The sequence below is a fragment of the Streptomyces roseifaciens genome, assembly GCF_001445655.1.
GTDB lineage: Bacteria > Actinomycetota > Actinomycetes > Streptomycetales > Streptomycetaceae > Streptomyces > Streptomyces aureoversilis.
The window spans coordinates 113,838-136,910 of sequence record NZ_LNBE01000003.1; the positions used below are offsets into that span (position 1 = coordinate 113,838).

A 23,073-nucleotide genomic window follows, 5' to 3' on the forward strand; every position below is an offset into this window, starting at 1 on the left:
GCCGGGGCTGGGGCCAGGGTGCTCGTCGAACCAGATGCTGGCCCTCTCCAACAGGTCATAGAGATCCGACAGATGACCGCACGGATCTTCGATCGCTTCCTGGAGTACGCGTGCCGCCTCTGCTGTGGAGCGTGCGCCGACGATACGGTCGGCTGGTGTCAGATCCATGGGACCTCAACGTCGTATCTGGCTGCGGGGAGCCCACAGCGGAGGGTTCTTCGGCTTGGGCGGAATGGGCTGGAGATCGGTACGGCTCTGCCAGGCAGCGGACTTCACGACCGCCGCCTGAGCAGTCGGCGTCGTCCGCTGCGCCCTGCCCTGCGTCGTGGTCTGCTGGTGCTCGTTGGTGAGGCGCTGGGTGGCGGCCTGCTGAGATGGTGCGGGGTCGAGGCTGATGTCGGCGGCGACCTGGTAGCGGGCGGCGCGCAGGGAGGCGATGGCCTGCCGGGTGCGGCGTTCGCCGTCGTGCTCGGGGTTGGCCAGGGCGTAGAGGTTGCTGTCGGGGACGGGCTGGAAGCCCAGGAGCTTGAGCACATGGTCGGCGACGAACAAGTCCTGGGTGTTCAGGGCGACGTAGCCGAATTCGGGGTGGCGGCCGACGACGACATGAGGGTCTGGGTTATCCACAGGGCTGTGCTCCGTGCTGGGGAAAAAGTGTGAAGGGCTCACCGGTGGCGGCAACGAAGGCACGGCGGTGACCGGCGGCACGTGGCTACGCTCAGCGCCCGCGCGGGACACCGATGGTGGCGGTGGTCCTGGCTGGCGTCGGGGATGCGGCTGTCGCAGTGGGGGTGGCGCGTGTGGTGTGGCGCTGGTCGAGGAGATCGGACCAGATGTGCTCGCCGTGGGCGTGGGTGAGAGCAGCGATCTCTCCCACGCCGAGCCGAAGTTCGGCGAGATCGCGATGGAGCTGCTGGATGCGTGCGGCGATGGCGCCGAAGGTGGCGGTGAACTCACTGCGCAGCGGGGCCGGTCCGGTCTCGGCGGCGCGTGCGGCGCTGTGACGGACCACTGCTTCCAGACTGGGAAGCGGGCCGGTCCTCGGGTCGAGTGCTTCGTCGAGGATTGCGGCTACCTCGTGCAGGTCCTCGGCGGAGGCGACACGGTGGACCAGCTCCGTCAGGACCGTTGGGGCCGGGGCCGGCGGTGCTGGTGCGGGGGCGTTGCGGATGGAGACGTGGGCTCCGAGAGTTCCGAGTTCCAGGGCGACGGTGCGCAGCCTCTGGTCCCGTTCGGCTGTGCTGAGTGCGACGGGGAGGGCGAAGGTATCGCTGGAGCGGGGGTCGGGGTGGAATCCGGCGCGGTGCAGGTGATCGATGGCCCCTGGGTGGTCGGTGGTGGCGGTCAGGGAGCCGTCTGCCTGCCAGGCGAAATCCACCCGGGCCGTGCGCTTCACCGAGGGGGCATGCTCCACGGCGGTCCTGCGGTGTACTTCGGCGAGTGCCTTGTCGTAGCGGGGCAGCAGGCGCCGGGCGACGGTGGCCGCGGCCCGGGCGGGGTCGGTGCCAACGGTGATCCCGTTGGGCTCGGGTACGCCGTGGAAGAGGTGGTCGTCCAGTTCGGGCGGCGCGAGGGCGGCCACGATGAACTCGTTCTGGTTGAGGGGCCGGTCGATGACGTACAGGCGTTTGCCGCCGGGGCCGGTGAGTACGGCGTCGTGGTTGAGGACGAACTCGGCGACGGCCCAGTGGGCATGGGCCATGTCCCACAGCTGTTCGGCGATGGGGAACTGGGCGGGGTAGTCGGGGTGCGGGTGGTACTGGCTGGTCCACGTGCCGGGCAGCCGCTGGGCGAGTGCGTCGGCGAACGCGGACAGATCAGCTCGGTGAGGCAAGAGGGAGGTTCTTTCCGGTGACGGGTAGGTGGTGCGGTCAGGGGGCCGGTCGGCGCAGAGGGGTGGTGGGAACGGCCACCGGCGTGGGGGGCTGCTGGGCCTGCGCGGTCGGGACGGCACTGCGTGGGGCGGGACGCCGTGGTGGCTGGGTGAGGTGGCGGGTGTCGGTTTCCAGCTGGGTGGCGGTGTTTTGCAGTGCTGTGCGGGCGTCGTCCAGGCGGTCACCGATGACGTTCCATGCGGCCTGCTGGGCGTCGGCGAGGTCCGGTCCTGGCCGGCGCGTGGCGTGTTCCTGGAGGAAGGCGACTTGCTGGAGCGCTTCAGCCAGGTGACCCATGGCCTGTGACGTCCCGGCTGCGGCGGTGGCGAGGGCTCCGGCACCGCGACGCTCGGCGCGGTCGGCGGAGGGCTCGCCGGTGAGGTTGTACAGCAGGGTGTTGGAGAGCATCTCCGATATGCCGCCGAGGGCCTTCATCCGGGCGCCGGCGGTGAAGGCCGCTGTCTCGGGCGTGTTATGGGTGAACAGTGTGAGACCGTTGGCCAGTTCACGTAGTTCCTGGGCGATAGTGTTCAGGTGGGCGGGGCTGCTCGGGTCTATGCGCAACAAGATCGCTCCGGTCAATGCATGCGGGCATCGGTGTCGAAGAGCGCCAGTTCCTGTGGATGGAGCAGGTGCTGGACGATGAAGGACCGGCCGGCGACCTTCCACAGGCCGCGTCCGCGGTTGAGATGGGCGATGGCCTGGGATTCCACGGAGGTCAGTCCCAGCAGTCCGGCGGCGGCGAGGACTTGGTCGGCTTCCTGGTGGTAGACGATGCGGGTGGAGCAGTCCGCGAGCAGGCCCTCGGCGAGTGCACGTCCCCGCGAGCCCGCATCACCGGCGGTGAGCAAATCACTGAGGCGGTGGATCACCATCAGGTTCGCGATGCCCAGGCCGCGGGAGAGCTTCCACTGGGACTGCATGCGCTCGAGCAGTCCCGCGTGCCGCATGAGCCGCCACGCCTCGTCGTAGACGACCCACCTGCGGCCGCCATTGGGGTCGGCGAGCGCGGACTCCATCCACGCGGAGGCGCAGGTCATGGCGAGGACGAGGCCGGTGTCGTCGCCGGAGCCACCGAGGCGGGAGAGGTCGATGGTGAGCATCGGGCTGCGCGGGTCGAAGACCACGGTGGAGGGGGCGTCGAACATCCCGGCCAGGTCGCCGTGGACCAGTCGCCTCATGGCGTGGGCGAGGTCGCGGGCGGCGTCGCCGAGGCGGCCGGAGAGTTCCCCGCCGGCGATGTCGAGCAGGCCCGGGTTGTTGAGGGTGGCGGCGATGTCGCCGAGGAGCGGGGTCCGGCCCCTCTGGGCGGCGTGGGTGACGACGCAGTCGAGGGCGACGTCGAGCGCGGTGTGCTCCATCGGCAGCAGGTCCCGGCCGAGGACGGTACGGGCCAGGGAACCGAGCAGCATCAGCCGTCGCTTGCGGACCTCGCTGGCCCAGTCCTCGGCCGTCACGCCGTCGGGCTGCGGAGGCGCGTCCAGGGGGTTGAGTTTGCCGGGCAGGCCGGGTCCGAGCGCGATGGTCGTGCCGCCCAGCGCGGCCGACACCGCCGTCCACTCGCCCTTCGGGTCGCAGGGGACGTAGATCCGGTATCCGAAGGCCACGCTGCGCAGCGCGAAGCTCTTGGCGAGCGCCGACTTGCCCATGCCGATGACGCCGGCGAGGAGCACGTTGGGGTTGGTGAAGCCGTCGAGCTTCCCGTACAGCGCGAAGGGGTCGAAGGTGAACGATGCCTCGGCGTGGACGTCGCGGCCGATGTAGGTGCCCTCGGCGCCGAGGCCGCCTTCGGCGAGGAAGGGATACGCACCGGCGACGGTGGCGGTGGTCATGCGGTGGGCGGGCAGGGACAGCTTCCCGCCGCGGGCTGAGGCCGGACCCGGCCGGCCACTGGCCGGGTACTGCGGCATCGGTCCCTGGTCGTCCGTCCGGACACGGCGGCGGACAGGGGCGGGGACGGCCTTGCGGGCCTTGTCGCGGGCGGCGTGCAGCTGCTGCCGGTCGGCGCGGCGTCGGGCCCGGTCGCGGGTGTGGGGAGTGAAGAGAGGCGAGGCGCTGGCGCGGCGGGCGGTGCGGGCGGGCCGGTGGTTCATCGGGTGGGGTGCTCGGCTTTCAGCGGGGGAACGGCTTCAGCCGGCGCGATGGCGGGCGTGACCGTGGAGGGGCGAGTGCAGGTCGGCGGGGGTGGTCTCCTGCCGGACGACGGTGCTGGTGCGCAGGTGGCGCAGGCAGATCGTCAGGAACGGCGGCCCGGTGGGGTCGATGTCCTGCTCGCAGGTGTCGTCCTGCGGCGCGTCCGGGCCGGACGCGGGGGTGCGGGGAGCCTGGTGGAAGGCATCGTGGAGGTGTTCGCCGGCCTGCCACAGACGGGTGCGGGCTGCCGCGAAGTGGCTGCTCTGGGCGGGGCGTTCGTCGCGGGTCTGCTGGGTGAGGCGGCCGAGGAGGGTGTGGAGGGCGGTGAGGTGGGCGTGGAGGGCGTCCACGTGGCCCCGGGTTGCCGGACGGCCGCCGGGGGGTGAGGTGGTGGTGCGGGCGTGGTGGCGGATGCCGGCGGTCGCAGCGGTGAGGTAGGCGAGCGGCTCGTTGTCGGCGAGCGGGGACGGAGGCGTCACGAGAGGGTGGTCCTTCCTGCGGCTTGCGGGTGTTACAGGGCGGTGCGGGCGAGCGGCAGGGCGGCGGTGGCGAATGCGTCGGGCTGCTGGCGCAGGAGGCGGCGCAGGTCGACCTGGGCGGAGACGGCGGCGGTCTCGACCTGGGCGCAGGCAGCGTCGAGTTCGTCGTCGCTGTCGGCGGAGACGGTGAGCAGGCCGGTCAGGGCGACGTCGGCGTGGCCGGCGATCAGCTGCCGCTCGCGCTGCTTGACGTCCGCGTACTCGACGCTGTCTTCCTCGTTGTCGACCTGGCCCTTGCGCTGGCGCTCGGCCGCATCCGCGATGATCGTCGCCTTCCGGCGCTGGACGTCCTTCAGCGCGGCCTCCAGCTGCTGCGGCACATAGATAAGAGAGAAGGAGCGGCGTACCCCGGCGGAGAACAGCACCGTGTGCAGGAACCCGGCCCCCACCTCGGTGCGGGGCCAGTTCTCGACCCAGTAGGTGGCGTGGTGAGCGCTGTCGGTGATGACCCGGTCGGCTTCCTCGACCTGGACGACGGGCCCGGCGGCGGCCGGGTCGGCTTCGGCACGGCCGGTGGGCGACCACTGCTGCAGAGCCGAGAGGGCCTTGGGGTCGTAGGCGGTGCGGATGACCGCGGCGATCTCCCGGGCGTCCAGCCAGCCGGTGACCGTCAGTCCCGCGTTGCGGGCGGCCTGGGTGAGGGTGGCGGTGGTCTGCTGCAGCACGGTGAAACCACCCGGCAGTCCGTCACCGGCCTGCGAGATCAGCCGACGGGCGGCCTTCATATCGAGGGAGATGGCCAGGTACGCCTCGTGAGGGGCGGCGGCCGGGCCGGCGGCGGCGACGAGCTCGGCGTACACGGTGCCGGCGACCGGAGCCTGGGGGTGACCGTGCTCGTTCCAGTGCCGGGTGAGAGCGTCACCGGAATCGGGGATGGTGCGCTCGAGGACCTGGATGGTCTTGATGTGCCCGGTGCGGGCCAGGCCGGCGAGGGTCCGGCCCCAGCCGGACACGTTGGCGTTCTGGGTGGCCGGGTCGAGGAGGGCGAAGGCCCGGCTGGAGATGCGGGCGACGGCAGTCATGGTGCCCGCGCGCGGGTCGTGCACGGCGGCGAGCTGCCGGTCGGGGGAGGTGAACACCCGCAACGAGGCGTCGGTGCCCGGCAGATGGAGCAGGCCCTCGGTATGCGGGCGGGTGGAGGGACGGGAGAACCACATGTGCTGTCCTCGGGCGCGGCGGATGTAATAGCGGGTGACGACCGGGGCCCAGTCGATGAGCGAGCGTCCGCCCCGGCGGACGAAGACCAGCGCGGCAATGGCTACCCACAGCGGCGTGAGGGCGAAGGCGCCGGTGAGACCGGTGCTCACGACGATGAGCATCAAAAACGCGAGCGTGGAAGCGGTCAGGGCGAGCTGGGGCAGAGAGAGCCCGAGCAGGATGCCGCGGCGACTTCGGTGCGGGAATTTCACCGTCACCGGCACGGCGGCGGAGTGATCAGACATACAGAGGGGGCCGTTCTGGAGGTGCAGGGGGCACGACGAAGCAAGGGGGGCGTGGCCAGGTGGGGCCCGGGGCACCCGCCGCCCCAGTGGACTGAGCCGGCGGGTGCCCCAAGGGGTGGGGGACGGTGGATCAGTTGCCGGTCGCGGGAGGCGACGGCGGGGTGGCCGCTTCGCCGGACCGGGTAGCGGGCTGCGGCCTGGGTGTGGAGACCGCGGGGCCCTGCGGAGTCGGGGCCGGCGGCCCCTGCCCGATCAGACCGGAGCCGGAGGCCAGGCTCGCTCCCGGCTGGGCACCTGCGGCCATCGGACCGGACTGCTGAGGCGGCGTGCCGCCGCCCTGGCCCATCGGTTGTCCGGACCTGCGGGACGCGGAACCGCTGTCCGCCGTGGCGAACCGTGGCGGAGGCGTGGGCGTCGGCTCGTCGCCCGAGCCGCCCTCGCCGTGCCCCCCGGAAGATCCCGACCCGGGGCCGGAAGTCCCGCTGCTCGTACCCGGACCGGAGTCGGTATCCGCATCCGATTCCGAGCCGGAGCTGGAGGGAGCTGCCTTGGCCAGCAGCTGGCCGGGGACCTGCGACGGGCCCTGCGGGGCTGCCGCGCCCAGAGCGGCACCGCTGCCCCCTCCGCCCGACATGGCCATGGCCTTGCGGCCGACGCCCTGGGCGGTACGGGAAGCAGCCGCCATACCGGCGCCGCCGGAACGGTGGAGGTCCTCGCCGTGACCATCAGCGGCCCAGTGCACGAACCGGTACGTGATGTACGGGCACAGCAGCACCATGACCATCACGACGATGCCGGCCATCGCATCCGACACGGCGGCGAGCCCGTTCTTCGCATCGGTCTTGCCCATGGCGGAGACACCCAGCAGGAAGACGATCGTCATCAAGAGCTTCGAGACCACGAGGGTGGCGGTGGCTTCGATCCAGCCCTTGCGCCACCGTTTGGCGACTTCCCAGCCGCCGCCCGCACCGGCGAAGCAGGCGAGGGTGACGAGGACGAGGATGCCGACCTTGCGGACCATCATCACGCACCAGTAGAGGAACGCTCCGATGGCGGCTCCAATGGCCACGAACGTGGGGACCAGCCAGCCGAGTTCGTACATGCCGCCGTACTGGGAGACCTTGATCATGCGGCGAACGGAGTCCGCGATCGAGGAGTGCCCGGCTTTGAACAGCCCGTCGCTCAGCGCGTCGACGACGGTGAGGGCGACCGTGGTGAATGCGATGGCGCCGAAGGCGAACATCACGCCGACCAGCGTGCCGCTGAGCGCCTGGCTCAAAGCCTGGCCGTCTCGTTTCCAGGCGGCTCGCACCAGTTGCATGCAGAACGTGCCGACGATCACCAGGAGGGCGATCGGCAGGATCAGTTCGTAGTTGTCTCTGAACCAGCCTGCGTTGAGATCGACCTTGGTGGTGGTGTCGACGGCCTTGGCGGCCAGGTCGGCTGCCGAGGCGGCGAGTTCGCCGACGCTCTTGGCGATCCACGCGCCGAGACCCTCGGTGATGGACTTGCCGGGGTCGGTCGACGAAATCGATCGCGTCGACCGCCTTGCAGACGTTGTCCACCAGCGGGAGATTGCAGAAGCCCACAGATTTTACCTCCTTCCTGCTGGGCGTGGGTCAGGGAGCGACGCGGGGAGAGACCCCGGACAGGGCGCAGTTGCGGTCGGGGCGGCACTGGACGGCGAGCGTGATCGCCCGGCCCTCGGCGCCGGCTCCGCCGCCGCGCCAGGCGATGGACTGCTTGCCGCTGACGGTGACCACGTAGACGTACGCCTCGGTGATGGCGCCGGGGTTGTCGCCGAGCGCCTTCGTGAACGCCTGCGGCATGTGACCTTCGGCGATCTTCGCGGTGGCGTACTGGCCGTTGTCGTGCATCCGCGACCACAGCGTCGGGTCGGGGACCTGCGAGGTCACCGAGTCCCAGTCGGTGTACTTCGACTCGTTCGTCATCCATGCCTTCAGCCCGGCCAGGTGCTGCGGCCGGGTGGTCCGGCGGGCGTCGTAGGACCACAGGGCACCGGCAGCGGCCTTGGCGAACTCCACCGGGTCACGGGTGGACGGCGGCTTCGGTACGGAGCCGCTGCTCTCGCTGTCGGCCGAGGCCGTCGGCGAGGGGCTGCTGCTCGTGGAGGCCGGAGGGGGCGAACCGGCAGGCTTGTCGGTGCTGGCGGTGAGGTAGGCAGTCAGCCCCGCAGCACCGGCCAGGACCGCCAAGGCCGCGATTTCAGCGGCCAGGCGCCGGTTCATCGACCACGAGGCCGTCCGCGAGGTCAGCGCGGCGAAGCGTGGGGCGCGCGGGCGCTTGAAGAGACGTTTCGGCATTAGTGGACCTGCGTCCCGAGCGTGCTGAAGAACGACACGATGCCGTTGGCGGCGCCGAGGCCGGGCGCGCAGCCTGCGCTCACGACCGCGCCCTTCTTCCCGTTGGCTTCGGCCTGGTGGCCGCCGGTGTAGTGGCCCCAGGCCCACACGGCCAGGCTCACGGCTAGGGCGCCGACGATCGCGATGATCGCGAAGAGGTTGATCGAGGAGATGACGTCCTTCAGGACGGACAGGCCCGGAAGCCCGCCCTCCTTCGGGCTGATGCCCGGGTTGTAGGCGAGGTAGCGGACGTGGTCGAGCGTGGGCACAGACGAGCTCCTTGCGGGCACGCCGAAACGGCGTGCGAAAGCGACGAAAGAAGAGGGGGAGAAGGGAGGCGAGCGCCTCGGAGAGGGGGGAGAAGTGCCGCAGTGGGCTCAGGCGCAGATCTCGGCCTGCTTGCCGGAAGGGGCGGTTGCGGCCGAAGACGTGAGCCGTGCCGACGTGATGTGCTTGACTGGTGCAGCGGGGTGTGTCCCGGACGTGGGGCGAGCGGCTTCGGTGAAGCTGGCTGTCGCTGCGGTCAGTTGAGGATGCGGCGCGCGGCGAGAATCTGGGGCTTCCAGTTCGCGAGCGTGGTGATGCGCACGACGTCACCGGTCTTCGGCACATTGATGATCAAGCCGCTGCCGATGTACATCCCCACGTGCTCAGGCACCGCCGCGGTGCCCCGGGTGAAGAGCAGGTCCCCGGGCTTGAGCGAGTTGACCGAGACGGCCTTGCCCTCGTTGACCTGGGTGTAGGTGGTGCGGGAGATGTTCACGCCGGCGGCGTGGTAGGCCATCTGCATCAGCGAGCTGCAGTCGCACCGGCCCATCGGGTCCGGCCCGTGCGAGTTTTCACAGGTGCCGCCCCACTGGTACGGGGTGTCCAGCTGGCCGAGCGCCCAACGGATCGCGGTCTGGATCTTCTTCGGGGCGTCCTTGGGAATCGCGTAGCCCTTGGGCACTGCGCCCGGCGGGATCGTGCCGAAGTTGCTCCCGTCCGCCCCAGTGGCGCAACCACCCTTGCCGGTCGTGGAGTTGTTCTTGTCCTTCTTGTCCTTGTCGGCGGTCTTGCCGTCCTCGGGCTTGGACTTGCCGCCGTCCGGCAGCGTCTTGATGATCGCTGACTGCAGGGCACGGGCCAGCGGCTCCCACTGCGCGTACGCATCAGGGAAAGCCGAACGCTGGACGGCCTGCGCGGCCTGGGTGACCGTCATCGACTCCCACCCGCGCACCTCCAGCAGCGCCTTGTAGAACTTCGTGGACGCATACACCGGGTCGCGTACCTGGGCGGGGGTACCCCAGCCCGCGGACGGCCGCTGCTGGAACAGTCCGAGGCTGTCCAAGTCGCCGTAGTTGAGGTTGCGGAGCCGGGATTCCTGCATGGCGGTGGCCAGGGCGACGATCTGTCCGCGCTCGGGAATGTGCATGGCCACGCCCGTGGCCACGATCGTCTTGGCGTTGGGGATCTGCTCGGCGGGCAGCTCGAGCCCCTCGACGGAGACCTTCCCGCCGCCCTTCCCGCCAAGGATGTCCTTGACCTGTTTGGCGACCGCTTCGGCGTCGACCGATCCGGCCTCGCCTGCGCAGTCACCGTGGGCGGCGTTGGCTGCGCCGCCGCCGGCTGCGGCGACCGCGGCGGTGCCGGCCAGCAGCAGCGGGCTGAGGACCGCGACACCGATGGTCGCGACGACGGCTTTCAATGCCGCCTGCCCGGCCGGTCAGAAAGGGCCCGGGGCGGCGGAAGGGCTGGATGAGGGCATGGATGTGCCAAGGCAGTGTCTTTCGAGTGGAGCCGTCCGGGCGTGCGCTTGGTTCAAAGGGGCCCGGAACGGGTCTGGTTGCTGGTGGTGCGACAAGCCGGCGCGGGGGAGTTGCAGCTCCCGGGCCGCGTCCGGGGTGGTGTGTCAGGTGTTCGGTGGCATGGCGAAGAGACCTCTCCTGAAGGGAGCTGGGGATGGGGGGAGGTGCCGTCCGGCGTGGCCGGGGCGGGCATGACCAGAACTGTAGGGACGGAATCCCGGTTGGCCAAAGGATTCGGCGGGCGGAACTGATTTCTGGGCAGTTTTCCCTCTGATCGGGGTCAACCGGTTTTTCGCGCCTACAGTTTGGAGTCGCTCGCAGCCGCCGCCCGGCTCACCAGGGCGTGCTTACTACGCGAGCGCTCTCAGTTCTCTCTCGCACCCTTTGAATGGGACCTCGTCATGTCTTTTTCCCTGCACCAGGGCGACGCTCTGTCCGTACTCGCCACGCTGCCCGATAACAGTGTGGACGCCGTGATCACCGACCCCCCGTACAACTCCGGCGGTCGCACGGCCAAGGAGCGCACCTCTCGCACGGCACGGCAGAAGTACACCTCGACCGACGCCGAACATCAGCTGGCGGATTTCCCCGGCGAGAACATGGACCAGAGGTCGTTCACGTTCTGGCTGACGCAGATCCTCACCGAGGCACACCGGGTGACGAAGCCGTCGGGCACGCTGCTGCTGTTTACCGACTGGCGCCAGGCGGGCTCGATGTCGGATGCGCTCCAGGCGGGCGGGTGGACGTGGCGGGGCACGCTGGCCTGGCATAACTGATCGTTTCAGAATGCCGTCCTGCGGAGACGCTGGCGGCTCATGGAACAATCCCTTCAGCCACGGGCTCAGGGGGGATGGTGCTGTATGGAACGGGTTGGGGCTGCACGGGAGCTCGTGCTTGGCTACGTCGAGGCTCTGAACGCGGTTGACGAGGCTATGAGGGCCGCGATCCCGTCGCTTGAGCAACTCGCAGATGTCCTCGGCCTGGTCCGTTCGCGCCGAATCATCAGCCGGAGTGGGCACATCGGCACCTACTCCTACACGGTTCATGGGGCCGGGTGCCGCTTCGTCAGCGACAACGGCACCGAGGTCGATGTCGACTTCGACGCCGACGGGAGCGAAATCTTCGACCTCTGGCGGCTGCGCTCGTACGGGCTGAGCCTGCCGGAGCCTCTCGACGTCACTGATCAGGACCTGCGGACCGCAGTGCGGTCCCTGCAACCGCTTCTGACCGAGGTGCGACCGGGGTGGTTCAGCGTAGCCAGCTGATCGATCAGGATGGGGTGCGCAGGCGGCGCAGGCATATGAGGCCGCAGGCCAGTTCGAGCAGGCCCTGATGAAGATCGGCGCGTCGCTCGTAGCGGGTGCGGAGCCGTTTGAACTGGTGCAGCCAGGCGAAGGCGCGCTCGACCACCCAGCGCACCTTGCCCAGTCCGGAGCCGTGGGCGACGCCGCGTCGCGCGATCAACGGCTTGATGCCCCGCTTCCACAGCAGGCGGCGGTACTTGTCGAAGTCGTAGCCCCGGTCGGCATACAGGCGCCGGGGCTTGCGGCGGGGACGTCCCCGCCGTCCGCGGATCGGTGGGAGGGCGTCGAGCAGGGGCAGGAGCTGGGTGACGTCGTGGCGATTGCCGCCGGTGAGAGTGACGGCGAGCGGGGTTCCGTGGCGGTCGACGATCAGGTGGTGCTTCGAGCCGGGGCGGGCGCGGTCGACGGGTGAAGGGCCGACGTGATCCCCCCTTTGAGGGCCCGGACGTGCGACCCGTCCACGGAGCAGTCGTCCAGGTCCAACAAGTCCGCGCGGCGCAGTTCGGTCAGCAGGGCGGCGTGCAGGCGTGGCCAGACGCCGGCCTCGGTCCAGTCCCGCAGCCGGCGCCAGGCCGTCACCCCGGAACAGCCCACGGTCTCCGCCGGGACGTCCCGCCAGGCGACACCGGTCCGCAGCACGAACAGGACTCCGGCGAGTGCTGTTCGGTCAGGAACACGCAACCGCCCGGGATACCGGCGGCGCCGTTCGGGAGCGGGTGGCAGCAACGGGGCCACCCGCTCCCACAGGTCGTCCGGAACAAGATCAGCACGCACCCGGACACCCTGCCGACCAGGATTGGCGAGTGCAAGACCCGCAGCTCAACTCATTCTGAAACGATCAGTAAGCCTCAGGCCCGGCCGCAGAAGGGCCGCTTCAAGCAGTCCTGCGAGTTCATCCACTGGGCGTCCAAGGGTGCGGTGGACGCCGATCGCAACCCGGTCTACCTGCCCGGCCTTTACACGGGATCCCAGCCGCGCAAGGGCCGCCAGCACATCACGCAGAAGCCCGTTGAGGTGATGCGGGAACTGGTGAAGATCTGCCCGCCCGGCGGGGCCATCCTCGATTTCTGCGCTGGCTCCGGATCCACCGGCGTCGCCGCCCTGCTGGAAGGCTACGACTTCATCGGCATCGAGAAGACGAAGCACTACACGGACATCGCCGAGAACCGCCTCGCTGAAGCTCTCCACACGGTCTCTTCGCAGGACGATTACGCCCTCGCCGGCCCCACCGAGTAACCGACGACGCTCACCAGGGGCCAGGAGCGCCACCCTTATCGGACACGGGCTCGCTGTACCACCTGCTGATAGCGCCCGGATGCCGGTTACCCAAACCGGCTTACGTTCGGACGCTGGTCTTCACTGAACTCGCCCTGTTGAAAGAAGCTTTGTGCCTGATTCCCCCGACCCGTCCACGGGAGAAATCCCCGAGCCGGTCCGTATGACGGACCTCGACCTGGCTGATCTGTCCGCGAGCGTGCGCCGGCTGATCGACCAGTCCCAGGAGCAAGCCCGCGCCCTGGACCACCTGGCCGCCGACCCGCCGCCGATACCGCTGCCAGGACCCGACTTCACCGGGTTCGCTCCTGGTCCAGGACCGGCCGGCGGTGGCGAACCGCTGTTCATCATGGCCATGGAGGGCCAGGCGTACGAGAGCGAGCTCGACGCGCTCACCGACTGGGTCGATGACCTGCTCCTGCCGGTCTACGGCCGGGAGATCACCTCCAGCGCCCCCTGGTGCCCCTGGTGGGACCAGCACCCCGAGGCCGTTGCCCGCCTCCACGCTCTGTGGCTGGCCTGGCAGCAGCACATCGACCCCGAGGCCGGACCGTCGGGCCCCTCGACGTGGCACCGCGACCACCTCGACCACACCATGGCCCAACTTCGCGCACCCGGTGGTCCGTTCGCCGCGTGCACCACGAATCCGGCCCGGCCCGCGCACCGTCTGCTGCCCGGCCCGAAGCCCACCACCGAACCGGTCCCCACCACCGGACACACCCAGGCCGCGTGACGCTGACGTGAGCTTCCCCAAGTTCGCGTTCGCCGCCGACCCCCGCGCCCTGGACGACCTGCGCGAGGCACCGACCGAGATCCGCGACCTTGCCCTCCTTTCCCTGCAGGACCTCGTCCACGGAGAACAGCGCGGTCAGCGTCTCGACGACCGGCACGGCCAGGACCTGTCCGACTGCCGCAAGCTCTACGTCGACGCCAAGGTCGACTGGCGCATCGTCTACCAGGAACGCCCCGCCCCGGCCGGCTCCATGCACAAACGGGAGATCTTCCTGGTCGCCATGCGCCCCCGCGCCGGCTTCGAGGCGTACAACACCGCCTTCCACCGGCTCGGCCGCACACGCACCACCACCTCCCCCCGCGCCACCGCCGCCCGCGCCCGATCACCCCGCACCGTGCCGGTCCACACTTCCGCATCCCCCACGCCCCAGCGGCGCACTGTCCCCGCGGCCACCGCCGCACCGACGGCTCCGCTCGCCCAGAAAGGCCCTTCCCGATGACGCCCTTCCTCGCTGAGCTCCTGATCGGCACCCCCTGCTGCGCACAGCATCGCCCCGGCGGGGCGAGTATGCGCCTGCCGTACCCGGCGCTCACCCCGGCCATCCACACTGACGAAGCCCTGCAGGAGGAGCACCGCGCCCGGTGTCGACAGACGGCAGCCGAGCTGCTGGAGCGTACGGAAGAGCTCGTCCACCTGCTGAATGCCACACCGCGCCGCAGCGCAGCCCCCAGAGAAGTTGCCGCGCACCCGTCCGCAGGCCGGCGCACGCCTGACGCGGTGAAATACAGCCAGGGCGATACGGGAATTCTTCGGACTTGTCGTGAGGTGTTCGCCGCCCACGCAGACCCTGGAACTCTGCCCACTGCGGACCTCGTGGAGGCCCTGCGTTCGACGAAGGGGTCGGCCTGGGGCGCCTGGCAGCGCGAAGACCTCACCCCCCGACGCCTGGCCATGCTGCTGTCCCCGTACAGCATCCGCTCGCACAATATCCGCCTGCCCGACGGCACCCAGCGCAAGGGCTACCGGCGCTCGGAGTTCACCGCCGCGCTGCACCGACACCGCCCGGACCTGCCGGTCAGCCCCGCCCGCCATGACGGGCGTGCCGTGTGAGCACCACGAGAACTTCCCCGAAGACGCTGACGGCCCTCGATGCACGGGTGGAGAGCGCAACGGGGTGGAGCATCGACGCACTGTGGGAGACCGGCGTCCATGCGGATGAGGGGCTCGCGGATGTGGTGGCCGCGCACCGCGCGCTGGCGGACGCGGAGCGGGGTGTCACCTTCTACCGCACCCTGCTCCACCGGCTCTCCAGCGGCGAGTTCGAGGTCGAAGACGCCCTCTTCCAACGCATCGACCGCACCGTCGCCCAGCTGCAGGATGCCGCCGCCCAGCGTGACGAGCGCGCCGCCGAACTGCTGCGCACGCTCAAGCCCTTCGAAGAACGGAACCGGCCCCGCCTGGCGCCTACCGGTGCCGATCTGCTCCAGGCCGACTACGCCGCGTTGGTGGCCATCGCCCCCGGCGGCGCGGTACTGCGCGAGCACCTGCTCACCCACCGCATGTCCGTGACCACCCCCTCCGGCAACCGCGTCACCTGGTCCGCCTTCCAACGGCTCGAAGCCCAGGGCCTGGTGAACCGGGACACCACACGACCTTTGCACACCGGGCAGCCCATCACGCTGACCGATGCCGGCCGCGCCTGCCTGACCCGCACCCGCCAGAGCCCACCCGCGGTGCAGACCGTCCCGACCACTGCGCCCGTGGCTGCGCAGACGGCCCGGCCCCGCCGACGCTGACGATGCCGACGCCACGGTTCCTCACCGTGGATGACCCCTGATCGAAGAGCACCGTTGAACCATCCCGAATGTGACCTGCCCGACCTGTCCGCCCTGGTCTTCCGTCTCGACGGATACATCCTGGCCGACGGGAGCGATGAGTACCTCTTCCACGCTCTGACCACCAACCACGACTGCCTCGCTCCGCTGGTCACCCACCACACTGACGATGGTTGGCACAGTTACCTCGTCCTGCATGACACCGCGGCCACCTGGGACATCCCCGGGAGCCCGCAGCTGCTGGCCATGACGCTGACCCGGGACCTGGACAATCGGACCTTCCGCTTCGACGCCGAGCGCCATCCCCTGATCCCCCTGGCCCAGCGATGGCTGATCGCCCGAGGGGCGACACCGGATGCCGTCCGCGTGCCGTCGGAGCGCACGGGAGCACGGCCGGCCGATGCACTGACCACCGTGCTGGAAGAACAGGTGATGACCTCCGGCACCCGGTACGACGTCGTCGAGCACTACACCGACGACTGCACCGAGTACGAGACGTCCGTGCTGGTCCACGACACCGACCCCTCCAGCGCCGACAAGCCGTACCGTCTCTTTCTTGAAACGTGGTCACCCGACAGCCCGACCTACACCCTGCGCGAAGGAGCATTCCGCAACGCGGAAGCAGCATGGGAGTGGATGGAGAACCGCGAGGGACCCCTTCCGGCGCCGCGCACCTCCGTCCCCGGCGTGCTTGCCACGCCCAGGGCCGAGGCCGCCCGCGCCACCACCCGCAGATCGCCGCCCCAGCCACCCCCTGCGGCCCTCCCGCCCGCCAAGCCGCCGACGCCTCCCTCGTCAGGGCGCCGGCGCTGACCGGGCGGCTCGGCCCACAGCCGCCCCAGCCGAGCGGTGCCTGCTTATAGCGCGCGATCACCGGTTATCCAAACCGGCCGTCATCCAGATCCTGGAAGCACTACCACCCGTATGTGCCCCGGGAGTTGATCTATGAGTGACGACGAGGTGTTGGCACTGTTCGGTGCACGGATCGAGCAGTCCCTCGGCCGCACCCTCACCGACCTCCAGCAGCACACCGCGACCACAGCGCACCCTGACACGGGCCTCGCGGAGATCGTGGAGGCGTACGCCCGGCTGTCCGAATTGCAGCAGACGCTGGAAGGCCACTACGACGTACTGCTCGAACGACTCGGCGCCGCGGAAGACGGCCTGAGCGAATCCGACGGATGGCATCTGCTGGAGGCCGCGGGCGCGGTCACCGAGGCGCTGGCCGCCCGTGACGCCCAGGCCACGGCCCTGCTCCGCCTCGTCGACCGCCACGCCTCCCTTCCCATGACCGGCCCGGTGGCAGCGCAAGCCCGGCGGGCGGCCGCGGCCACCGCCCACTCCCCGAACTACCCGCTCGCGACAGCGTCAGTACCGGCCGCGAGCACCGCACCGCCGACAGCCATCCGCACCGAGGCGCCGGCCCGCCGCCGGTGAACCACCCTTTTCCACCCTGTCGTTGATGTTGAGGTTTGTGTGAGCGTTGCTCTGCGCCCGTCCAGCAAGGACGGCGTCATCGAGGCCGCCTTCGGCCACAGCATGGAAGAACTGCACCAGCAGCAGGCCACCGCGTCGGTCTCGCCGGCCGTGCAGCGCATGCTGGAGCTGCGGAGATTTCTCACCGTCGCCGAAGACCACCTGGACGAGGTCCGCGACCGCCTCCACACGGCCACCGCCCCCGGCCAGGAACCGGCGGCCGAGGACCTGGCCGTCGACCTCCAGTGGCTGGCGGCAGCCACCACCGCCAAAGCCCAGTACGCCCAGGCCATCGACGAGCTGCTGCGCACGATGCCCACCAGCTCCTCCCGGCCTGCAGCTGCCCGCCCGGTGGCCACGGCCCTGCCGGTGCCGCGAGCTGCACCGGCCTCCACCACGCCCGCCGTACGTCGCAATCGCTGACGCGCCAATGCCAGGTACTCAGCCCTCGTCCCGAGCATCGTGCGCAACCGCTGCCCGTACCCGCTGACCTTCTGCAAGGAGCCCTTCGGTGACCGCCACCACCTTCACGCCCCCGACCTCCCGCATCAACGATCTGCAGCGCGTGGAGGAGTCCCTGGCGATGATCGCCCCACGCTGGAGCGTGTGGACGCTGCAAACCCTCCAGCAAACCGGCCGCCTGCGCTACCACGAGGTGCGCGAGAAGCTGCCCTGGCTGAAAGATCCCGCTGTCTCCCAGCGACTGGCGGCCCTGGCCGACCACGGACTCATCGACCGCACCGCCACCGACGGACGCCCGGTCTACTACGCCCTCACCGACCGAGGACGCGAACTCGCCCCCGCCCAGGACGCACTGGCTGCCTGGGCCGCCGCATGCCTGGAGGAAACCGGCCCCACCGCCCGCGCCGAGCAGGTCGAGGACGCACTCAAGCTGATCACCCCGCGCCACGCCACCGCCGTCCTGTGGGCGCTGCAGGCCAACGGCCCGATACGCAGCGGCGAGCTGGCCCGCGAAGTAGCCCCCGGCCTGTCCCCGATGGTGATCACCTCCCGGCTGCGGCAGCTGGGCGCCGACGGTCTCGTCGAGCGCGTCACCGACAACCACCGCTCGCCCTACCAACTCACCGCCGCCGCCCGCGCCCTGGGCCCGACCTACACCGCGCTGTCGGCGTGGGCCGCAGGCCAGCCGCCCACTACAGCACACCACCCTGTCTGGGCACCCGCCCAGGCCGCCGACCGTGCGCAGGACGGGCAGGTACGACGGTCAGTGGCCGCGGCCGCCGTCGCCACCAGCCCCCGCACCACCCCGGCCATCACCGCACAGCGCACACCGCCCTCGTGGCGGCAGAGCGACATGTTCTCCCACACCACCCGCCACGTGCCCAGCATCCCGGCCCCGACGACGAGCGGGCGGTCACGATGACGAACGCCACGCCCCTCATGCCCGTTGCTGAGCACCGGCCGGAACCGACGACCCTCACATCCTCCGCCCCGGCCTTGGGCACACCGTTCACCATCGCGCACCGTAGCCGCACCCCCTGACGGCCGCGCCTCGCTGCTCTCCTTCCGTCTCCAGTCCCGCTGGGCGCGGGCTTCACCCCACGGTCCCCGCTGCGCGGGGCCGGTACCTACCGCATCGCAGGAGCACCACCACCCCATGCGTACCCGCACCACCTCTCGCACCGTCCGGCTGCTGTCGACCGCCATTGCCGCCGGCGTGGCAGGCACGCTCGCCTGGATGCCGACCGCCCAGGCCGCCGACGCCAAGCCGCTTGATTTCGGGCCCGGTTACACGATCCCGGACTCCGACGGCAACGCCGCCACCTCCCACATCGGCGCCTACGGTCCGCCTGGCATCAAGGTCTGGGGCGACAGCGAGACCTACTGCGCCGACCCCGAGCGCAAGGGCCCCCAGGCCGCCGGAGGCTACACTGGTCCGAAGACCGTCACCCACTGGACGTCCTCCGAGACCGGCCAGGCTGTTCCCGACTCCCACGTCGCCTACGCCTCCTACGTGATCGGCAAGTACGGCCAGACACAGTCCAACGAGCAGGCTGCTGCCGTCGACGCCGCGACGTACGAGTTCCTGGCCGGCGGGAAGTACGCCATCAACAGCTCCCGCGGCAAGCAGCGCCTGGGCTACCCGAATGTGTCGCCGACGGCCCGCACGCTGGCCGAGGGCTACATCGCCGAAGCGAAGAAGTACGCCGGCCCGTACACCCTGCACATCAAGCCGAGCGTCGAGACCACCACGGCGGGCAAGAAGGTCTCGGTGGCCGTCGAGGTCACCGCCTCCCTGTCCGGCGCCAAGGTCCCAGGCGTCAAGATCGACTTGTCCGAGACCGGCTCCGGCACCGCCCGCGGCAGCGTCACCACCGGAAAGGACGGAACCGCCATCTGGCAGTTCACCACCGGCACGGCCGGTGAAGCCGCGGTGAAGGCGACGGCGAGCGGGCTGCCGGGCTCACAGCTGAAGGTCCTCGAACCGCGTGACGCCTCGGCCCAGCGCATGTTGCTGGCCGGCGACACCATCACCGCCGAGGGCACCACGAAGGTCAAGGTCACCCCCGCCACTGGCGGCGTCGAGATCCACAAGACCGACCCGGGCAAGGACACGATGGCCGACGTCGGCTTCCAGCTCATCGACCCGGTCACCGGAAAGACCGTCGCCGAAGGCAGGACGAACGCGGACGGCATCCTTGCCTTCGAGAACCTCGCACCGGGCACGTACCGCCTGCACGAGACCGACAGCGGCGACAAGATCCACGCTCTGGTGCCCGACCAGGACATCGTCATCACCGAGGGCCAGTCCGCCAAGGCCCATCCGATCACCGTCGTCGACCCGTTCAAGGACGCCGACCTCCTGGTGAAGAAGATCGACAAGTCGACTGGCAAGGCACTCGCGGGCGCGGTCATCGAGATCGACTCCGACGTCGTCGACGCCGCGGGCAAGCACCAGCCGGGCAAGAAGATAGCCGAGCTGACCACTGGCGCGGACGGCACCGCGAAGCTCAAGCTCGGCGTCGACCTCAAGACGGGCACCCGCTACTGGGCCAAGGAGACCAAGGCCCCCGAGCACTACCAGCTGAACGAGATCCCGTCGTCGTTCACGGCGAAGCCGGGGGAGCAGGTCGCCGTCACTGTGGAGAACACCCCGTCGACCACGCCGCCGACGGCCCCGCCCACCACGCCTCCCTCGATGCCGCCGACCACCCCGCCGCACCGGCCGGACAAGCCCAAGACCCCCGACACCCCGGATTCCGCCGGCGGAGCACTCGCCCACACCGGTGCCGACACCACGGCGTGGGCGCTGGGCGGAGCCACAGCCTTGCTGCTGGCCGGTGGCGGCGCCCTGTGGGCAACCCGCCGCCGGCAGAAGACCGCCGCCGAGGACGAGACCACTGACCCGCAGGAGTAACCCCCGCCCGGTTTCTGGCCGGGAAGCCTGAACCCCCTCCCGGCCAGGAGCCCACTCCTGTGGCCTCCCGTCCTGTCGCGCGTCTCGCGGCGCTCGCCGGCCGGCGAGCGCCGCCCCGGTTTCCAGGAGCCACCGCTGTCCCCCTCTGTCCGCGAGGACCCGTTCCAGGAGTACCTCGTCTCCCCACGCCACCTCGCCGGCTCCACCGCCATCGGCGACCCCGGACTCCAGGCCCTGCGCGACCTCGGCTGGGCCCTGCACCACGACGACCTCGGCAACACGTACGTCTCCGCACCAGACCACCGGATCCGCCTGGGCTACCTGCCCGAAGGAGACGACGACGGCCTGTGGCGCATCAGCGCCTACGACGACGCCTTCGGCTCCGTACGCTGGGCCGCGACCTTCAACGACCGCACTCCCACCGAATTCGTCACCGCCTTCACCACCGCCCTCGCCCAGGCATACACCCAAGGCCCTGACACGTACCTCCACGGCGCGACCAACGAACCCGCCGAGGCGTTCACCCCGCTGACCGCGGCTGGCTGGCAGCACGACCGACGCGCCTGGACGGACGAGCTCACCGCCCCCGACAGCCATGCACGCCTCACCTACGAGCACCTCGCCCCCGACCACCAGAGCGAGATCACCGGACACCACTCCCGCTGGTGGCTCCGAGGCGGCACCGGCCGCCGCTACCCGGACTGGTACGCCACCTTCACCACCCACACCCCCACCCAGCTCATCACCGCCACCACCACAGCCATCGCCGACCCCACCCCCGTCACCCGCTACACCCGCGAACTGTCCCGCCTCACCCGCAACCACGCCCAGCTCACCCCCATACCACCCCCGATCCCCACACCCCTGGACGTACGCCGCGCACACGCCGCCCGCGCCCGCACCGCGACCACGCAACGCCCTGGAACCGCCGCACCCAGACCCGTACCGCTGTCAGCAACACCAGCGTCCGGACGCCGAGTCCGCTGACCACGCACCCATCCCGCACGAGGCCCTCACCCCACGGTGAGGGCCTTTGTCATGTCGCCCTCGCGAACATGCCGGGACCAGTCCCCCGGGCGACGAACACCGCGTGATGATCGGTGAGATGGCAATGCAGACAGTCGATTCGCCCACGGCAGACGCGAAACGGCCGTATCGGACTGGAGAGACGTCGCAGACCCATGTCAAAGTCACCCAGTCCGAAAAACCGCAGGCCAGAGAAGGGAAGCCCTCATGGCCATCGAGACGACGACACCGGGATTCCGTACCACCCTCGCCGCCCTGCGCCTGCGCGAGTGGCAGATCGGCCCCGGACAGGCCACCCGTGTCCTGAACCAATTCGACGCCGACGACTACCACTTCGTGGTCGACGACAGAGCCGACGTGCACGTTTCGTCGAAGGACGGCCGCCTCTACCTCGGATACTTCCCCGAAGGCCGACCTGGGACGGACGGCGAGGGCTGGAAGATCGCCGTCACCGGCACCGCTGAGGTACCCGGCTGGGCAGCGAGCTTTGAACCGGAGACCCCAGCCGAACTCATCGCCGCCTTCGTCGCAGCGGTGATCTCCACTTCCCGACCCGCCGCCCCATACACAACGACCGCAGCGACGATGGCCCTCTGACCCATTCCATCGCAGTACCGGTACACATACCAAGGAGAACGATCTTGCCCCAGGACATCACCGTGCGAGAGCTCGTCCAGCGCCTGCAGACCTACAACGATGACGCCGTCGTCCGCCTCGCCGTCAACCCGGACTTCCCCTTCGCGCACTACCTCGGCACGCTCACCGAGGGGCTCGACGACGACGGCCGTCGTGCCGTGTTCATCGGCGATGGCGGACAGCAGAGCTACCTGCCCCGCCCCGTCGCCGTAGCCCTGCGATGGACCGCCGACACCACCGCGCCGCAAACTCGACGCCGCCAGGTACGCGCCACGGCACGCTGACCCGGCCGACCACCAACCGCCTCACAGATCAGTGGAGTTCTTCCTGTCCTCGACCAACCCAGGCCAGGCCCACGGCAACCAGCGCACCAGCGTCCCGGCCGCCGACGCCGGCCCATTCCTCGTCTCCCCGCGCTACCTAGCCGACAACGACGGCCTCCTCGGCGACCGCGTCACCAACGCCCTCGTCGACCTCGGATGGAGCTGCTGGACCACCCGCACCCAGACCCGCCACCTCCTCGATGCCAACCAACTCCGCGGCGCCGAATGGCTCCCCGGCCACCCGAACGTGCTTTTCGACGGGGACCCCGTGGTGTGGGAGTTCTTCGCCCGCACCGAAGTCGCTGCACCGCCCCTGTGGAACGCCTACTTCACCGCCCGCGTCCCCCACGAGCTCGTCACCGCCTTCGCCGCCGCCCTGGCCGCCGCCCAGGACGCCACCAGCGGGATAGAACCTGGCCGGCCCCCGCTCGAGCCTCTCGCCGACGCCCGCTGGTCCACCGATCCGACCGACGCCGGAAACACCTACTACGCCCCGAAACTCCAGGCATGGGTGACCTACGGAGCGGTCTCCGAGGCCATTGAGGACGGCAACCCCATCCCCGGTCTGCCCGGATACCTCGCCTGGGCCCAAACCGACGACCACCTCCCTCACCAGTGGTGCGCGGCCTTCAGCCCTTCCACGCCGCAAGAACTGGTTGGCGCGTTCACCCAAGCACTCGCTGACCCAGCCCCCGTTCGCCGTTCCATCCTTCTTGAGGAGAACGTGGGACACCTCACCATCAGCTTGCCGCCCTGACCCACGAGGGCGCCGGCTCCGCACCATGCCGTTGCGGATTCTTGTTCTGACCCAGTCTCGGTAGTGGCACACCCCAACCGGGGTACGCCACTACCAGTAGGCGCCATCGGGGAACGGCAACCGCTGGCCCGCTGGCCCATCGAGGTGCACTGCTGCGCCATGTGTCCGGCGATTGGACAGCTTGCCATTGC

Annotated in this window: 25 protein-coding genes and 2 pseudogenes; 16 read left to right on the forward strand and 11 right to left on the reverse strand. The window is 70.1% G+C overall.

All coding sequences use genetic code 11. The features are described 5' to 3' along the window. Positions 1–174: 174 nt before the first annotated feature. The 10 genes from AS857_RS38655 to AS857_RS06570 all read right to left on the reverse strand — a co-directional run bounded on the left by AS857_RS38655 (position 175) and on the right by AS857_RS06570 (position 10,038). Complete coding sequence (locus tag AS857_RS38655; RefSeq protein WP_144440745.1) at positions 175–627, reverse strand: hypothetical protein; 453 nt, start codon at positions 625–627, stop codon at positions 175–177. A gap of 91 nt (positions 628–718) precedes the next feature. Further along, positions 719–1,834 carry a hypothetical protein gene (locus tag AS857_RS38660; protein ID WP_058042201.1) on the reverse strand — a complete coding sequence of 372 codons (1,116 nt, stop codon included), beginning with the start codon at positions 1,832–1,834 and terminating at the stop codon, positions 719–721. A 37-nt stretch (positions 1,835–1,871) separates the two neighbouring features. After that, complete coding sequence (locus AS857_RS06535) at positions 1,872–2,441, reverse strand: hypothetical protein (protein WP_144440746.1); 570 nt, start codon at positions 2,439–2,441, stop codon at positions 1,872–1,874. A gap of 11 nt (positions 2,442–2,452) precedes the next feature. Beyond that, positions 2,453–3,967, reverse strand: a complete 1,515-nt coding sequence (locus AS857_RS06540) for a TraC family protein (protein WP_058042203.1) — start codon at positions 3,965–3,967, stop codon at positions 2,453–2,455. Between the two features lie 36 nt (positions 3,968–4,003). Continuing rightward, entirely contained in the window at positions 4,004–4,486 is a 483-nt protein-coding gene (locus AS857_RS06545; RefSeq protein ID WP_058042204.1) for a DUF6238 family protein, read from the reverse strand. Between the two features lie 32 nt (positions 4,487–4,518). Next, positions 4,519–5,988 carry an SCO6880 family protein gene (locus tag AS857_RS06550; RefSeq protein ID WP_058042205.1) on the reverse strand — a complete coding sequence of 490 codons (1,470 nt, stop codon included), beginning with the start codon at positions 5,986–5,988 and terminating at the stop codon, positions 4,519–4,521. 130 nt (positions 5,989–6,118) lie between these two features. Continuing rightward, positions 6,119–7,579, reverse strand: a complete 1,461-nt coding sequence (locus AS857_RS06555) for an SCO6881 family protein (RefSeq protein WP_420823941.1) — start codon at positions 7,577–7,579, stop codon at positions 6,119–6,121. Positions 7,580–7,607: 28 nt separating this feature from the next. Next, positions 7,608–8,312 (reverse strand): hypothetical protein, encoded by a 705-nt coding sequence (locus tag AS857_RS06560; RefSeq protein ID WP_058042206.1) that lies wholly within the window; start codon positions 8,310–8,312, stop codon positions 7,608–7,610. After that, positions 8,312–8,620 carry a DUF6112 family protein gene (locus tag AS857_RS06565; protein ID WP_058042207.1) on the reverse strand — a complete coding sequence of 103 codons (309 nt, stop codon included), beginning with the start codon at positions 8,618–8,620 and terminating at the stop codon, positions 8,312–8,314. Before AS857_RS06565 ends, AS857_RS06560 begins: the two co-directional genes overlap by 1 nt. Positions 8,621–8,874: 254 nt before the next feature. Next, complete coding sequence (locus tag AS857_RS06570; protein ID WP_058042208.1) at positions 8,875–10,038, reverse strand: C40 family peptidase; 1,164 nt, start codon at positions 10,036–10,038, stop codon at positions 8,875–8,877. Positions 10,039–10,539: 501 nt separating this feature from the next. Between AS857_RS06570 and AS857_RS06575 the strand changes: the two are divergent. Further along, positions 10,540–10,908 (forward strand): annotated as a pseudogene (locus AS857_RS06575) (DNA methyltransferase); the annotation flags it as partial. 120 nt (positions 10,909–11,028) lie between these two features. Beyond that, positions 11,029–11,403 (forward strand): DUF6896 domain-containing protein, encoded by a 375-nt coding sequence (locus AS857_RS06580; protein WP_245699632.1) that lies wholly within the window; start codon positions 11,029–11,031, stop codon positions 11,401–11,403. 4 nt (positions 11,404–11,407) lie between these two features. Here the strand turns inward: AS857_RS06580 and AS857_RS37310 are convergent. After that, positions 11,408–12,216 (reverse strand): IS5 family transposase gene (locus AS857_RS37310; RefSeq protein ID WP_162492566.1). Its coding sequence is split into 2 segments (ribosomal slippage): positions 11,408–11,877 and positions 11,877–12,216, totalling 810 coding nucleotides; the frame shifts between segments, so codons are not numbered across the junction. A gap of 69 nt (positions 12,217–12,285) precedes the next feature. On the opposite strand from AS857_RS37310, the pseudogene AS857_RS06595 reads away from it, so the two are divergent. From AS857_RS06595 to AS857_RS06655, 14 genes and pseudogenes are all read left to right on the forward strand, one after another. Then, positions 12,286–12,678: pseudogene (locus tag AS857_RS06595) on the forward strand (DNA methyltransferase); the annotation flags it as partial. Between the two features lie 151 nt (positions 12,679–12,829). Beyond that, positions 12,830–13,450: a DUF4913 domain-containing protein gene (locus AS857_RS06600; RefSeq protein ID WP_058042211.1), complete on the forward strand. Its 621-nt coding sequence runs from the start codon at positions 12,830–12,832 to the stop codon at positions 13,448–13,450. Between the two features lie 7 nt (positions 13,451–13,457). After that, positions 13,458–13,949: a hypothetical protein gene (locus tag AS857_RS06605; RefSeq protein WP_058042212.1), complete on the forward strand. Its 492-nt coding sequence runs from the start codon at positions 13,458–13,460 to the stop codon at positions 13,947–13,949. Continuing rightward, positions 13,946–14,560: a DUF3631 domain-containing protein gene (locus AS857_RS37315; protein ID WP_079110133.1), complete on the forward strand. Its 615-nt coding sequence runs from the start codon at positions 13,946–13,948 to the stop codon at positions 14,558–14,560. Before AS857_RS06605 ends, AS857_RS37315 begins: the two co-directional genes overlap by 4 nt. Next, positions 14,557–15,246, forward strand: a complete 690-nt coding sequence (locus AS857_RS06615; protein ID WP_058042214.1) for a helix-turn-helix domain-containing protein — start codon at positions 14,557–14,559, stop codon at positions 15,244–15,246. The genes AS857_RS37315 and AS857_RS06615 overlap by 4 nt, the downstream gene beginning before the upstream one ends. Before the next feature lie 54 nt (positions 15,247–15,300). Then, positions 15,301–16,098 (forward strand): hypothetical protein, encoded by a 798-nt coding sequence (locus tag AS857_RS06620; RefSeq protein ID WP_058042215.1) that lies wholly within the window; start codon positions 15,301–15,303, stop codon positions 16,096–16,098. Positions 16,099–16,230: 132 nt separating this feature from the next. Beyond that, a complete protein-coding gene (locus AS857_RS06625; RefSeq protein ID WP_058042216.1) occupies positions 16,231–16,722 on the forward strand; it encodes a hypothetical protein in 492 nt (163 codons plus the stop codon). A 39-nt stretch (positions 16,723–16,761) separates the two neighbouring features. Further along, a complete protein-coding gene (locus AS857_RS06630) occupies positions 16,762–17,184 on the forward strand; it encodes a hypothetical protein (RefSeq protein ID WP_058042217.1) in 423 nt (140 codons plus the stop codon). Between the two features lie 88 nt (positions 17,185–17,272). Beyond that, positions 17,273–18,145: a winged helix-turn-helix transcriptional regulator gene (locus AS857_RS06635; protein WP_058042218.1), complete on the forward strand. Its 873-nt coding sequence runs from the start codon at positions 17,273–17,275 to the stop codon at positions 18,143–18,145. A gap of 234 nt (positions 18,146–18,379) precedes the next feature. Further along, positions 18,380–20,140, forward strand: coding sequence for an Ig-like domain-containing protein (locus AS857_RS06640; protein WP_058042219.1), 1,761 nt, complete (start codon positions 18,380–18,382; stop codon positions 20,138–20,140). A 306-nt stretch (positions 20,141–20,446) separates the two neighbouring features. Further along, the gene (locus AS857_RS42310) at positions 20,447–21,127 is read left to right on the forward strand and encodes an SPDY domain-containing protein (protein ID WP_420823942.1); all 681 of its coding nucleotides are present in this window, start codon (positions 20,447–20,449) and stop codon (positions 21,125–21,127) included. Between the two features lie 246 nt (positions 21,128–21,373). Then, on the forward strand, positions 21,374–21,763 hold the full coding sequence (locus AS857_RS06645) for an SPDY domain-containing protein (protein ID WP_058042220.1): 390 nt from the start codon (positions 21,374–21,376) through the stop codon (positions 21,761–21,763). A gap of 44 nt (positions 21,764–21,807) precedes the next feature. Continuing rightward, positions 21,808–22,086: a hypothetical protein gene (locus AS857_RS06650; protein ID WP_058042221.1), complete on the forward strand. Its 279-nt coding sequence runs from the start codon at positions 21,808–21,810 to the stop codon at positions 22,084–22,086. A gap of 31 nt (positions 22,087–22,117) precedes the next feature. Next, positions 22,118–22,882 carry an SPDY domain-containing protein gene (locus AS857_RS06655; RefSeq protein WP_058042222.1) on the forward strand — a complete coding sequence of 255 codons (765 nt, stop codon included), beginning with the start codon at positions 22,118–22,120 and terminating at the stop codon, positions 22,880–22,882. Positions 22,883–23,073 lie beyond the last annotated feature (191 nt).